Origin of the sequence: Pseudomonas sp. SD17-1, from assembly GCF_029201585.1 — a bacterium.
Lineage (GTDB): Bacteria > Pseudomonadota > Gammaproteobacteria > Pseudomonadales > Pseudomonadaceae > Aquipseudomonas > Aquipseudomonas palmensis.
In genome coordinates, this window is sequence record NZ_CP104044.1 from 1,823,196 (window position 1) to 1,836,461 (window position 13,266).

Consider the following 13,266-nt stretch of genomic DNA (forward strand, 5'->3'; position numbering starts at 1 on the left):
TGTAGGCAGACTTGACTTGCCGGTCAACTGCTTTCTGACTTCAAGGTCAGCTTTTTGTGCGTGCTGATCCTGTCATCCTCGATAGCCTCTGTATTCAGCATAGAACCGGGGCCGGGTTGACGATTGTTTTGCTTCAATCGTGCCAACTGCGTGCCTGTGCCGCTGCGCGAGGTGCAGGCAAGTGCGCTACAATCGGCGCTTGTGCACAGTTCAATGATTTTGAAGGAAAACCATGACGTTCAAGGCGCCGGACAGCCTCTCCGAGCAAATTGCCCATTACCTGGCCGAGCGGATCATCCGCGGTGAGCTCAAACCTGCCGAGCGCATCCAGGAACAGAAGGTCACCCAGGCGCTCAATGTCAGCCGTGGCTCGGTGCGCGAGGCACTGCTTATACTCGAGCGCCGGCACCTGGTGACCATCCTGCCGCGCCGTGGCGCGCAGGTTACGGCGCTCAACGAGCACAACGTGCGCAGCCTCTGCACCCTGATGAGCGAGCTGTACATCCTGCTGGGCAATGCCGTGGCCAGCGCGCCGCGCAGCGAAGCCGAACTTGCACCGTTTCTGGTCATCCAGCAGCGTCTGCACGCCGCCAGTGCGCGCCAGGACATCAAGGCCTTCGTCGAAGAGAGCTTCGCGGTGATGCGCGCCGCGTACCCGTTCGCCAACAACCCCTACCTGCAGGAAACCGTCGAGAACCTGCAGCCGGCCATGAGCCGCACCTATTACCTGGCGCTGGACCAGCGCAAGGCCAACATGAACGACTTCCTGGTGCTGTTCGCCCAACTGCTAGAAGCGGTGGTGGGTGGCGACCTGCCGCGTATCCGCGAGGTGCTGACGCAGTACTGCGAGCGCAGTTGCACGCTGGTGCTGTCCTCGCTGGTTGCTGGCTGAGCATGCGCCTCAAGTGCATTCGCCTGGCGGGGTTCAAGTCGTTCGTCGACCCGACTACCGTCAACTTCCCCAGCAACATGGCGGCCGTGGTCGGCCCCAATGGCTGCGGCAAGTCCAACATCATCGATGCGGTGCGCTGGGTGATGGGCGAAAGCTCGGCGAAAAACCTGCGTGGCGAGTCGATGACCGACGTCATCTTCAACGGCTCGACCAGCCGCAAGCCGGTCAGCCAGGCCAGTATCGAACTGGTGTTCGACAACAGTGACAACACCCTGGTGGGCGAGTATGCCGCCTATGCCGAGATCTCGATCCGGCGCAAGGTGACCCGCGACGCGCAGAACACCTATTACCTCAACGGCACCAAGTGCCGTCGGCGTGACATCACCGATATCTTCCTGGGTACCGGCCTGGGCCCGCGCAGCTACTCGATCATCGAGCAGGGCATGATCTCCAAGCTGATCGAGGCCAAGCCCGAAGAGTTGCGCAACTTCATCGAAGAGGCCGCCGGCATCTCCAAGTACAAGGAGCGCCGCCGCGAAACCGAAAACCGCATCCGCCGCACCCACGAGAACCTGGAACGCCTGACCGACCTGCGCGAAGAGCTGGAGCGTCAGCTCGAACGCCTGCACCGCCAGGCCCAGGCAGCGGAGAAATACAAGGAATACAAGGCCGAGGAGCGTCAGCTCAAGGCCCAGCTGGCGGCCCTGCGTTGGCGTGCGCTGAACGATCAGGTGGGCCAGCGCGAGGCGATCATCGGCGACCAGGAAGTGGCCTTCGAGGCCCTGGTGGCCGAGCAGCGCAATGCCGATGCGAGCATCGAGCGCCTGCGCGACGGTCACCACGACCTGTCGGAGCGTTTCAACCTGGTCCAGGGGCGCTTCTATTCGGTAGGCGGCGACATCGCCCGGGTCGAGCAGAACATCCAGCACGGCCAGCAGCGCCTGCGCCAGTTGCAGGATGACTTCAAGGAAGCCGAACGCGCGCGTCTGGAAACCGAATCGCACCTGGGCCACGACCGTACCTTGCTGGCGACCCTGGGCGAAGAGCTGGAGATGATCGAGCCCGAGCAGGAACTGTCGCTGGCGGCAGCCGAGGAGGCCGCCGCGACCCTTGAGGAAGCCGAGACCACCATGCATGGCTGGCAGGAGCAGTGGGACAGCTTCAATACCCGCTCCGCCGAGCCGCGCCGCCAGGCCGAGGTGCAGCAGTCGCGCATCCAGCAGCTGGAGCAGAGCCTGGAGCGCGTCTCGGAGCGCCAGCGCAAGCTGGGCGAAGAACGCGACCAGTTGAGCGCCGACCCTGAAGATGCGGCCATCCTGGAACTGAACGAACAACTGGCCAGCAGCGAATTGCTGCTCGAAGACCTGCACCTGGAAGAACAGCAGGTGATCGAGCGCCTCGACGCGCTGCGCGAGCAATTGCAGCAGGCCGCCCAGGCGCAGCAGCAGGCCCAGGGTGAACTGCAGCGCCTGGGTGGCCGGCTGGCATCGCTCGAAGCCTTGCAGCAGGCCGCGCTGGACCCAGGCAGCGGTACCCTCGACTGGTTGCGCGCGCAGGGCCTGGAGCAACGCCCACGCCTGGCTGAAGGCCTGCGCGTGGAGCCGGGTTGGGAGCTGGCGGTGGAAACCGTGCTGGGCGCCGACCTGCACGCGGTACTGGTGGACGACCTGGCCGGGCTCGACCTGGCGGGCTTCGAGCAGGGCGAGTTGCGTCTGCTGGAGGCCGCCGGCACCGGCAAGCGCCTTGCCGGCAGCCTGCTGGACAAAGTACAGGGCGGCGTTGACCTGGCCCCCTGGCTGGGCCAGGTCAAGCCGGTCGAGAGCCTCGAGCAGGCATTGAGCCTGCGCGGCCAGCTGGCCGACGGCCAAAGCCTGATCAGCCGCGACGGCTACTGGGTGGGGCGCCACTTTCTGCGGGTCAGCCGAGGCAACGATGCCCAGGGCGGCGTGCTGGCCCGCGGGCAGGAGCTTGAGCAACTGGGCCTGGAGCGTCTGGAGCAGGAAGCTGCCCTGGAGCAGCTCGAAGAGCAGTTGCTGGCCCTGCGTGAACAGCAGCGCGTGCAGGAAGACAGCCGTGAACAACTGCGTCGTCGCACCCAGGAAGAAGCCCGCCAGCAAGGTGAGCTCAAGGCCCGTCTGTCGGCCGGCAAGGCCCGCGCCGAGCAGCTGACATTGCGCCGCCGGCGCCTTGAAGAAGAGCTGGCCGAGCTGCTGGAACAGCGCGCCATCGAACACGAAAGCCTGGGCGAGTCGCGCCTGCACCTGCAGGAAGCCCTCGACCTGATGGCCCACGACACCGAACAGCGCGAGGCCTTGCTGGCCCAGCGCGACAACCTGCGCGAACGCCTCGACCGCGTGCGCCAGGAAGCCCGCCAGCACAAGGACCACGCCCATCAGTTGGCGGTACGCCTGGGTTCGCTGCGTGCCCAGCACGACTCCACGCGCCAGGCCCTTGAGCGCCTGGAGCTGCAGTCGGAGCGCCTGAACGAAAAACGTGAACAACTGAGCCTGAACCTGGAGGAGGGCGAGGCGCCCCTCGAAGAGCTGCGCATGATGCTTGAGGCGCTGCTGGAAAAGCGCATGAGTGTCGACGAGGAAATGCGTCAGGCACGCCTGCACATGGACGAGGCCGACCGCGAACTGCGCGAGGCCGAAAAGCGTCGTACCCAGGCCGAACAGCAATCTCAGCTGCTGCGCGGTCAGCTCGAACAGCACCGCATGGAATGGCAGGGGCTGAGTGTGCGGCGCAAGGCCCTGCAGGAACAGTTGCAGGCTGACGGCTATGATCTGGAAGGCGTGTTGGCGACCTTGCTGGCCGAGGCCAGCGAGCAGGAGGCTGAACTTGAGCTGGAGCGCATCGATGCGCGCATCCAGCGCCTGGGCGCGATCAACCTGGCGGCCATCGACGAGTACCAGCAGCAGTCCGAGCGCAAGCGCTACCTCGACGCCCAGGATGCCGACCTGGTCGAGGCCCTCGATACCCTGGAAAACGTGATTCGCAAGATCGACAAGGAAACCCGCAACCGCTTCAAGGATACCTTTGATCAGATAAATGCCGGATTACAGGCACTTTTCCCAAAAGTTTTCGGTGGTGGCAGCGCTTATCTGGAACTGACGGGCGAAGATCTACTCGATACAGGGGTAACGATCATGGCGCGCCCGCCGGGCAAGAAGAACAGCACCATCCATCTGCTCTCGGGCGGCGAGAAGGCGCTGACGGCCCTGGCCCTGGTGTTTGCCATCTTCAAGTTGAACCCGGCACCGTTCTGCATGCTCGACGAAGTCGATGCGCCGCTGGACGATGCCAACGTCGGACGCTATGCGCGCCTGGTCAAGGAGATGAGCCAGACCGTGCAGTTCATCTATATCACCCACAACAAGATCGCCATGGAAATGGCCGATCAGCTGATGGGGGTGACCATGCACGAGCCCGGTTGCTCGCGGCTGGTGGCGGTGGACGTGGAGGAGGCGATGGCCATGGTCGACGCCTGAAAAACGGATATAACGCACGAACTTGCAGCAAATGCCCCTGTCAGTTGCGACAGACGGTGTAAAGTTATCTTTGGTCGTGCTAGCTTAATGTAAATTTTTCTATGCGTGGGTAAAACGCCTGTCAGAACATAGAGTTGGCGCCACGTTTTAAAGGGGTTTAAACCCTTTATTTTTCAGCATTTTTCACAGAGGCACGGGATTACATGGAAATCGGTCTGCGCGAGTGGCTGATCGTCATCGGCATCATAGTCATTGCCGGTATTCTTTTTGACGGCTGGCGCCGCATGCGCGGCGGCAAGGGCAAGTTGAAATTCCGTCTGGACCGCAGCTTCTCCAACCTGCCGGACGAAGAGACCAGCGCCGAAGTGCTGGGCCCGCCGCGGGTGCTTGACGACCACAAGGAGCCCCAGCTCGACGAGCACGACCTGCCGTCGATGACGGCTGCGCGCGAGCAGCGCGAGCCGAAGGTGGGCAAGGGGTCCAAGCGCGCCAAACGTACCACCGAGCCGCAGCAGGGCGACCTGAACCTGGCGGCCGAGCCACGCGAGCCTGATCTGTTCGGCAATGCCGACGACGACTTCCCGGACGAAAGCCCCAAGAGCACCGGCTTCGGTGCCAGCGAAGGCAAGGACCTGCCGCCGGTCGAGGAAGTGCTGGTGATCAGCGTGATTGCCCGCGACGAGAGCGGCTTCAAGGGCCCTGCGCTGCTGCAGAACATCCTGGAAAGCGGCCTGCGTTTTGGCGAGATGGACATCTTCCACCGTCACGAAAGCATGGCCGGCAATGGCGAAGTGCTGTTCTCCATGGCCAACGCGGTCAAGCCTGGGGTGTTCGACCTGGACGACATCGACCATTTCAGCACCCGTGCGGTCAGCTTCTTCCTTGGCCTGCCGGGCCCGCGCCATCCCAAGCAGGCGTTCGACGTGATGGTGGCGGCGGCGCGCAAGCTGGCCCATGAACTGAACGGCGAGCTCAAGGATGACCAGCGCAGCGTGATGACCGCGCAGACCATCGAACACTACCGCCAGCGCATCGTCGAGTTCGAGCGCCGCGCCCTGACCCAGAAACGCTGACAGGTATGGCCGCTCCCTGCAGGAGCTGGCCTTGCCGGCGAAAGCTGCCCCGCCGATCCACCGATTTGAACGCCAAGAGCAGCCCCGAGCTGCTCTTTTGCTTTGCAAGAGACGACACACATGACCGCCCAAACTCGCATCCTCGAACTGCGCGCCGAACTCGACCAGCACAACTACCGCTACTACGTGCTCGACGAGCCAAGCGTCCCGGACGCCGAATACGATCGCCTGTTCCGCGAGCTGCAGGCCCTGGAGGCCGAACACCCCGAGCTGGTCACCCCCGATTCCCCCACCCAGCGGGTGGGCGGCGCGGCGCTCTCGGCCTTCACCCAGGTGCGTCACGAGGTGCCGATGCTGAGCCTGGGCAACGCCTTCGAGGAAAATGACCTGCGCGAGTTCGACCGGCGCGTGGTCGAAGGCCTCGACCTGCCGACCGGCGACCTGTTCGGCGCAGGGGCGGCGGTGGACTACAGCTGCGAACCCAAGCTCGACGGCCTGGCGGTCAGCCTGCTGTACCGTGACGGCCTGCTGGTGCAGGGCGCCACCCGTGGCGACGGCACCACCGGCGAAGACATCAGCGTCAACGTGCGCACCATCCGCAACGTGCCGCTCAAGCTGCAGGGCAAGGGCTGGCCGGCGGTGCTGGAGGTGCGCGGCGAAGTGTTCATGAGCAAGGAGGGCTTCGAACGGCTGAACGCAGCCCAGGCCGAGATCGGCGGCAAGACCTTCGCCAACCCGCGCAACGCCGCCGCCGGCAGCCTGCGCCAGCTCGATTCGAAGATCACCGCCAGCCGCCCCCTGGAGTTCTGCTGCTATGGCGTGGGCCAGGTGTCCGAGGCGATCGCCGACACCCACATCGGCACCCTCGAAAAGCTCAAGGGCTGGGGCATGCCCATCAGCCGCGAACTGCGGCATGCCGCCGGCATCAAGGAATGCCTGGACTACTACCGTGACATCGGCGAGCGGCGCAACGCGCTGCCTTACGAGATCGACGGGGTGGTGTTCAAGGTCAACAGCCTGGCCTCGCAACGTGAACTGGGCTTTCGTGCCCGTGAGCCGCGCTGGGCGATAGCGCACAAGTTCCCGGCCATGGAAGAGCTGACCGAGGTGCTCGACGTCGAGTTCCAGGTTGGTCGCACCGGTGCGGTAACGCCCGTCGCACGGCTCAAGCCGGTCAAGGTGGCCGGCGTGACCGTGGCCAATGCCACCTTGCACAACATGGACGAAGTGGCGCGCCTGGGGGTGATGATCGGCGATACGGTGATCATCCGCCGTGCCGGTGATGTAATCCCGCAGGTGATGCAGGTGGTCACCGAGCGTCGCCCGGCCGATGCGCGTGCGGTGCACATCCCTACCCAGTGCCCGGTGTGTGGCTCGCAGGTCGAGCGCACCCAGCTGGTCAAGCGCAGCAAGGGCAAGGAAACCGTCAGCGAAGGCGCGGTGTACCGCTGCGTCGGCCGCCTGGCCTGTCGCGCGCAGCTCAAGCAGGCGATCATCCACTACGTGTCGCGCCGCGCCATGGACATCGAGGGCCTGGGCGAGAAGAGCGTCGAGCAGTTGGTGGATGAAGGGCTGATTGCCTCGCCGGCAGACCTGTACCGCTTGAAATTCGAAGACATCGTCGACCTCGAAGGCTTTGCCGAGGTGTCCAGCAACAAACTGCTGGCTGCCATTGCCGACAGCAAGCGCCCGAGCCTGGCACGCTTCATCTACGCCCTTGGCATCCCGGATGTGGGCGAGGAGACCGCCAAGGTGCTGGCGCGCTCGCTGGGCTCGTTGCAGCGCGTGATGGTGGCGTTGCCGCAGGTGCTGACCTACCTGCCGGATATCGGCCTGGAAGTGGCGCACGAGATCCACAACTTCTTCGAGGACGAACATAACCGCAGCGTCATCGCGCAACTGCTCGAGAACGGCCTGCAGTTGCAGGAGGAGGGCGAGCTGGCCGCCGAATTCGCGGCCAGTACGACCCTGGCCGGGTTGATCGCCAAGCTCGACATCCCTTCTGTCGGCCCGACGGGTGCCGAGAAGCTGGTGGCCAAGCTGCAAAGCCTTGAGCGCATCATTGCCGCCGACGGCATCGACCTGCGCCAGGCGCTGGCAGCCAAGCAGGCTGATGCGGTGCGCGAGTTCTTCCTGGTCGAGGCCAACCAGGCACTGGCGCGCAGCGTCGAGGCGCAACTGCGCGAGTTCGGCATGCACTGGGAGAGCGAGAAGAAGGTTGCCCAGGGCTTGCCGCTGGCGGGGCAGACCTGGGTGCTGACCGGTTCGCTGGAGCGCATGAGCCGGGATGTCGCCAAGGACAAGCTGGAGAGCCTGGGGGCCAAGGTGGCGGGGTCTGTTTCGGCCAAGACCCACTGCGTGGTGGCGGGCCCGGGGGCAGGCTCCAAGTTGGCCAAGGCCACTGAGCTGGGGCTCAGGGTGTTGGATGAGGATGCGTTCGTGGCGTTTCTGTCGGAGCAGGGCATAGCGGTGTAGCGGTCACGCGGCCCGCTTCTGCCCGAAGGGCGTGGGAGCGGGCTTGACCCGCGATCGAGCGCGAAGCGCTCGCAACACCTGAGCGCACGGTGCGTCAGGCACACCGCAAGCGCTGTCACGCACATGGTGTAGGCTAGGCTCCAGCCAGGAGGTGGCCCCATGTACCCATTCTTCGAACAGCTCGTCGCCCGTATCGCCGCACCCTTCGTCAGCCAGGCACGCCGCAGCACGCGCGTGTGGCAATGCGAGTGCGGACAGTCCGTGTTCTTTCGCAACAGCCAATGCCTGGCCTGCCAGGCGTCCCTGGGCTACTGGCCCGATACCCACCATGTCGGCACATTGATGCCGGCCGCTGTGGACGGCCAGTGGTACCTGGACGGCCAGCCAGAACTCGGCCCGCTCAAGCGTTGCGCCAACCTCGACACCCCGGCTTGCTGCAACTGGCTGCTGGCTGCAGACGACCCCGAAGTGTTCTGCCTGGCCTGTCGCCTCAACCGCACCATCCCCGACCTGTCGTTCACCGAAAACCACCTGCGCTGGCGCAAGCTGGAAACCGCCAAGCGCCGCCTGATTGCGCAACTGCTGCACCTGGGGTTGCCGGTCACGCCCAAGCAAGGCGCAGCCGGCGAGGGCATCGCCTTCGACTTCATCGGCATCGATATTGCCGGCAATCCCCCCACCACCGGCCACGCTGGCGGCCTGATCACCCTGGATATCCGCGAAGCCGACGACGACTGGCGCGAGCAGGTGCGCGTGCAGCTTCAGGAGCCCTACCGGACCGTGCTGGGCCACCTGCGCCACGAGATCGGGCATTACTACTGGGACCGTCTGGTGGCCAACAGCGCCTGGCTGCAGGACTTCCGCCGCCTGTTCGGCGACGAGCGCGCCAGCTACGTCCAGGCCATGGAACGCCACTACCAGCAAGGTGCACCGCTGGACTGGGCCGTCGCCCACGTCAGCGCCTATGCCACCATGCACCCCTGGGAGGACTGGGCCGAAACCTGGGCGCACTACCTGCACATGACCGATGCGGTGGACACCGCCCTTGCGCTGGGCATGGACGCCTCGGTGATGGACCTGGACTATCCGCCGTTCGATGCCCGCAGCTTGTACCAGCCCGAGCACCCTGGGGCGCCTGCGTTCCTGGCGTTCATCAATGCCTGGGTGGAGCTGTCGGCGATGCTCAACGAGCTGTCACGCAGCATGGGCCAGACCGACTTCTACCCGTTCGTGCTGAGTGCGCCGGTGGTGGCCAAGCTGCACTTCATTCACCGCGTGATCCAGGGCGATGCCCCGGCGGCAGTCACAAGTCCTTGAGCCAGAGTGGTTTTTTCACGGTACAGAGGTTGTAACTTCGCGTCAGACCGGTACAATGGCCCCGCTCGCTGCCAGGCGAGCATCGTTATGGTGACCCCATCGGTCCCCCCGCAACGATTACCCGTAAACCTGGTCAGGCCCGGAAGGGAGCAGCCACAGCGGGAACATCGTGTGCCGGGGTGTGGCTGGTGGGGTTGCCTCCATAACGCAAGCCCTTGTCTGCCAGGGGCCGCCTCTACCCAGTTCCCTTTCCCCCGAATACGCATGCATTGCGCTGCTTTCCCTTCGCGCGCACGAAAAATGCCTGCGACCTTATCACTGTCGCAGACACCTCACTCTCTTCAGCGCTATCAGCAGGGCTCGTAAATGAACGCCTTGTAATCGCCACCCTCCCGGTAGATATAGCGCCCGATACATTCAATGTTGGCTATCTGTGCAACGTAGGTAATACGGTCCGGTTTGAATTCCCGTGCCGCGGTGAGCAGAACTTTGGACAGGTCTCTTTTGACGCTTGTCACATGTTGCTCGTTGGTCTGGCTGAAATCGTCGTACTCGATGGCCCAGACGGTATCCACATCCTTCAACTTCTTCCATTGTTGTTCTGCCAGGAAGTTGTTGAAGTTGTCTCGTTCCGATTCCTTGTTGGTGAGGTCCAGCGAAAGCAATACCCTGATCATTGAGTCATTCCTTTGTGCAGTGCGCTAAGGGACGACGCTGCCCGCTGGCAGCGCCCGGCGGGCATGATTGCAGACGCGCGGCGCTCGCTTCAAGACGCTGTAATTGCGCCGAAACGGCACGCCTTTGAATGTTTCTGTTTATTTTAAAGTACCTGATAGCCCTTTGTTCCATAAAAAGACTTCATAGCTCGTGTTTCTTTGCGTAGTAACTTTCCTACATGGTCTTGGTTAAGTTGTTTAGTTGCTGTTTTTTGGTAAATTCTTGAATTATTTTAACTCTCAGGTGATGGCCATTTAGCATTGATGGATGAAAAGCGAGTGACTAGGTTGCAAGGGAATTTCACTGCTTATGGGAGCCCACCATGACCCTCTGCCTGTTGTCCCTCGACCTGTCCAATACCGGCGAAGTTCAGCGCGTGGCCTTTTGCAAGGTGCTCAAGGACGATAACTGGAAGCGATTTCGCAATGCCGACGCCACCTGGGAGAAGTCATACGAACTGGCCTACGACGCCCTTGTCGAAAAGCGCGTCAAGACCCTGCTCGAAGCTGCCGCCAATATGGCGGGTATCGAAGAACTGAGGTTCGTGGTGCAAGCCGGCGAGCAGGAGGGCTGGTGTTGCCAGCTGGAGAAGATCCACGGCATCTACCACTTCACCACGTTCGATTCAGCGGCAGATCTGAAAAAGCTTGCCTGAGCATTCGCCAGCGCCCGCCGCGCCGTGTCAACGCGCGCAGCGGGCGTGGTGCCTCATGGCCTGGGGGGCAGCTGCACGTCACCCGCATAGGGCGTCTGCAGGTCGCGCTCGGGTATCTCCCAGATCACCAGCTGTGGCGGCGTCTGCCTGAACGCCGGGCTGTCGAAGTAGGCCTTGGCGGCTCCGGAGAATTCGCCGCCGTCCTTGGCGAAGTTGCCCACAGGCGCCGACAGCGCACGTTGCAGAAAGCCGACAAAGCTCGAGTTGCGCGAAAACGAGGTGCCGATCAGCGCGACATTCGGCAGGTTGTCGTCGCCGAACAGGTCATCGAGATTGTCGCCCGCATCGCTGACGGCCTCGGCCCGCTCGGTGATGACCGTTGGCGCCACCTGTTCCTGCGGCGGCTGCAAGGCCACTGGCAGCCAATCGATGCCGGCCAGCCGCACCAGGTCCCCGGGGCGCGGTGCCAGAGGCTCCTGGCGGGTGTCGAAGGTCTTGCTGGGGGTGGCGCTCAAGCCCATGCCCTTGACCTGCTCGGCAATGGCCTGGGCAGCGGCCTGGGCGCCGGCTTCGCTCCAGTGGGTATCGGTACGCAGGAACGCACTGGCGCCCAGCGGCTGCAGGTTGGCAGTCAGGTCCAGGGTGGCCACGCCGGCCGCCTGGAGTTTCTGCGCCCACTGCTGGATGCGCGCCTGCGAGGCCGTGGGGCGAGTCAACCCGCACAGCTCGCTGGCGGCGATACGGCTCTTGTCCGGCACCACGCTCACCAGCAGGCGGATACCCCGTTGCTGCAAGCTGCGTTGCAGGGCGATCACCGCATCGGCCTTGGCCTGGGCGTTGTCGGCCGCGTGCCGGTCGAGCTTGAGTTCATCGCTCAGAAACAGCCACTGCGTGCAGCCCGGCCGCACCCGCGGCCCGGTGTCGCCCAGCAGCAGCCAGCTGCCGGCCCGTTCCAGGTCGGCGGCCTCGCTCGGCAGCGGCGCCTTGGCCAGCTCCTTGGCAATGCGGTGGGTGATTTCGCCGTGCAGCACCTGGCCATTGGACAGGTGCTTGTCGGGCATCAGCTCGAGCTTGCCGCTGGCCACCAGCCAGCCACACGACAGCAGGCCGGCACCCAGGAACAGCGCCAGGGTGACGCCGGCGATCGGGCTGGTGCGCAGGGCCAGTGCACTGGGGGGCGTGGGCGCTGTACTGGGAGGAGGTGTCTTCATCGTCATCAGAACTGGAAGTACAGGAAGGGGACCGAATCACGGCTGGCGATCAACGCGAACGACAGCACGAAGCCGGCCACGGGCCACAGGGCAGCGGCATGCACGAACCACGCGCGGCTGGCGAAGCGATGCTCGGCGCGTGCCTGCCAGATCGGCAGGATGATGCACGCCACGCCCAGCAACGCCGCCAGGCCGTGCACCGGGCGTACGGTGGCTGCCAGTGCCTCGCCCAGGGCAAAGCCGTGCAGGCCGAACTGGCCGGCGTACATCGACAGCGCCGTATGAAAGTCCGGGGCGCGGAACAGCGTCCAGGCCAGGCACACGAACAGCAGCGTCAGGGTGTGCGACAGCACCTTGGGAATCGCCGGCAGGCTGGAACGGCTCCAGGCCCGGTCGACGCACAGCGCGATACCGTGGGCCGAGCCCCACAGCAGGTAGTTCCAGCTGTCCCCGCCATGCCACAGGCCGGCAATGGCCATGGTCAGGAACAGGTTGCGGTAGGTGTTCCAGGTGCCGTGACGGTTGCCGCCCAGGGCGATGTACAGGTAGTCGCGCAGCCAGCTCGACAGCGACAGGTGCCAGCGCCGCCAGAAGTCCTGGATGCTGCTGGCCAGGTACGGCCGGTTGAAGTTCTCGGGAAAGTGGAAGCCCAGCATCAGGCCCAGGCCGATGGCCATGCAGCTGTAGCCGGCAAAGTCGAAGAACAGTTGCAGCGAATACGCCAGGCAGCCCAGCCACGCGTCCAGGAACGACGGGTTGTCCAGGTGGAAGGCCACGTCCACCAGCGGCGACAGGGTATCGGCCACCAGCACCTTCATGCACATGCCGATCATGAAGCGGCGCGCGCCCAGCGAGAAGTTCTGCCAGTTGAAGTAGCGCTGGTTGAGCTCGCGGCGTACCCAGTCGTAGCGGATGATCGGGCCGGCGATCGAGTGGCCGAACATCGAGATGTAGGTGGCGAAGTTCACGAAACTGCGCTCTACCGGCACGGTATGGCGGTGCACATCCACCAGGTAGGAAATCGCCTGCAGCACGATGAACGACAGCCCCGCCGGCAACGCCACCCGCTGCCACTCCATCGGCAATGCACCGTAATAGGTGATCAGCTCGTTGTAGTTGGCGGCCAGGATGTTGGCGTACTTGTACCAGCACAGCACCAGCGTATTGAACACGATCAGCGCGGCCAGCAGGCGTATGCGCCCGCGCGAGTCCTCATGGCTGCGGTTCACCAGCAGCCCGCCAACCCACGCGACCACGGTCAGCGCCATGTGCAGCAGCAGGAACAGCGGGCTCAGCCAGCCATAGAACAGCCAGCTGCCGATCAGCAGTACGCCGTTGCGCCAGGCCGGACGGCTCAGCGCGTACACCAGCATGAAGATCGGCAAAAACAGCGTCAGGAACTCGAGTGAGGCGAATACCATGGTGGTGAAGACGT

The 13,266-nt window shown here is 64.0% G+C and carries 9 protein-coding genes and 1 other RNA gene; 7 read left to right on the top strand and 3 right to left on the bottom strand.

The features are described 5' to 3' along the window. Window positions 1-232 precede the first annotated feature (232 nt). The 6 genes from N0B28_RS08355 (at window position 233) to ffs (ending at window position 9,442) form a co-directional block, all read left to right on the top strand. A complete protein-coding gene (locus N0B28_RS08355) occupies window positions 233-892 on the top strand; it encodes a GntR family transcriptional regulator (protein WP_043862359.1) in 660 nt (219 codons plus the stop codon). 2 nt (window positions 893-894) lie between these two features. Beyond that, window positions 895-4,383 carry a chromosome segregation protein SMC gene (gene smc / locus N0B28_RS08360; protein WP_123753590.1) on the top strand — a complete coding sequence of 1,163 codons (3,489 nt, stop codon included), beginning with the start codon at window positions 895-897 and terminating at the stop codon, window positions 4,381-4,383. Between the two features lie 203 nt (window positions 4,384-4,586). Further along, on the top strand, window positions 4,587-5,456 hold the full coding sequence (zipA, locus tag N0B28_RS08365) for a cell division protein ZipA (RefSeq protein WP_088515621.1): 870 nt from the start codon (window positions 4,587-4,589) through the stop codon (window positions 5,454-5,456). A 120-nt stretch (window positions 5,457-5,576) separates the two neighbouring features. Next, window positions 5,577-7,931, top strand: coding sequence for an NAD-dependent DNA ligase LigA (gene ligA, locus N0B28_RS08370; RefSeq protein ID WP_054915589.1), 2,355 nt, complete (start codon window positions 5,577-5,579; stop codon window positions 7,929-7,931). 159 nt (window positions 7,932-8,090) lie between these two features. Then, complete coding sequence (locus tag N0B28_RS08375; protein ID WP_058542034.1) at window positions 8,091-9,248, top strand: putative zinc-binding metallopeptidase; 1,158 nt, start codon at window positions 8,091-8,093, stop codon at window positions 9,246-9,248. Between the two features lie 97 nt (window positions 9,249-9,345). Next, window positions 9,346-9,442, top strand: an RNA gene (gene ffs, locus N0B28_RS08380) — signal recognition particle sRNA small type. Window positions 9,443-9,598: 156 nt separating this feature from the next. Here the strand turns inward: ffs and N0B28_RS08385 are convergent. After that, on the bottom strand, window positions 9,599-9,925 hold the full coding sequence (locus tag N0B28_RS08385; RefSeq protein ID WP_058542033.1) for a hypothetical protein: 327 nt from the start codon (window positions 9,923-9,925) through the stop codon (window positions 9,599-9,601). Between the two features lie 362 nt (window positions 9,926-10,287). On the opposite strand from N0B28_RS08385, the gene N0B28_RS08390 reads away from it, so the two are divergent. After that, a complete protein-coding gene (locus N0B28_RS08390; protein WP_043862365.1) occupies window positions 10,288-10,620 on the top strand; it encodes a hypothetical protein in 333 nt (110 codons plus the stop codon). Between the two features lie 53 nt (window positions 10,621-10,673). Here N0B28_RS08390 and N0B28_RS08395 read toward each other — a convergent pair whose 3' ends face one another. Together N0B28_RS08395 and N0B28_RS08400 are read right to left on the bottom strand one after the other, a co-directional pair. Next, complete coding sequence (locus tag N0B28_RS08395) at window positions 10,674-11,837, bottom strand: cell division protein FtsQ (protein WP_058542032.1); 1,164 nt, start codon at window positions 11,835-11,837, stop codon at window positions 10,674-10,676. Further along, entirely contained in the window at window positions 11,837-13,252 is a 1,416-nt protein-coding gene (locus N0B28_RS08400; protein WP_043862367.1) for an MBOAT family O-acyltransferase, read from the bottom strand. Before N0B28_RS08400 ends, N0B28_RS08395 begins: the two co-directional genes overlap by 1 nt. Window positions 13,253-13,266 lie beyond the last annotated feature (14 nt).

What these genes read in the sequence shown, in the direction of transcription:
- N0B28_RS08355 (WP_043862359.1), top strand. Translation starts at nt 233, where the DNA reads ATGACGTTCAAGGCGCCGGACAGCCTCTCCGAGCAAATTGCCCATTAC.
- smc (WP_123753590.1), top strand. Translation starts at nt 895, where the DNA reads ATGCGCCTCAAGTGCATTCGCCTGGCGGGGTTCAAGTCGTTCGTCGAC.
- zipA (WP_088515621.1), top strand. Translation starts at nt 4,587, where the DNA reads ATGGAAATCGGTCTGCGCGAGTGGCTGATCGTCATCGGCATCATAGTC.
- ligA (WP_054915589.1), top strand. Translation starts at nt 5,577, where the DNA reads ATGACCGCCCAAACTCGCATCCTCGAACTGCGCGCCGAACTCGACCAG.
- N0B28_RS08375 (WP_058542034.1), top strand. Translation starts at nt 8,091, where the DNA reads ATGTACCCATTCTTCGAACAGCTCGTCGCCCGTATCGCCGCACCCTTC.
- N0B28_RS08385 (WP_058542033.1), bottom strand. Translation starts at nt 9,925, where the DNA reads ATGATCAGGGTATTGCTTTCGCTGGACCTCACCAACAAGGAATCGGAA.
- N0B28_RS08390 (WP_043862365.1), top strand. Translation starts at nt 10,288, where the DNA reads ATGACCCTCTGCCTGTTGTCCCTCGACCTGTCCAATACCGGCGAAGTT.
- N0B28_RS08395 (WP_058542032.1), bottom strand. Translation starts at nt 11,837, where the DNA reads ATGACGATGAAGACACCTCCTCCCAGTACAGCGCCCACGCCCCCCAGT.
- N0B28_RS08400 (WP_043862367.1), bottom strand. Translation starts at nt 13,252, where the DNA reads ATGGTATTCGCCTCACTCGAGTTCCTGACGCTGTTTTTGCCGATCTTC.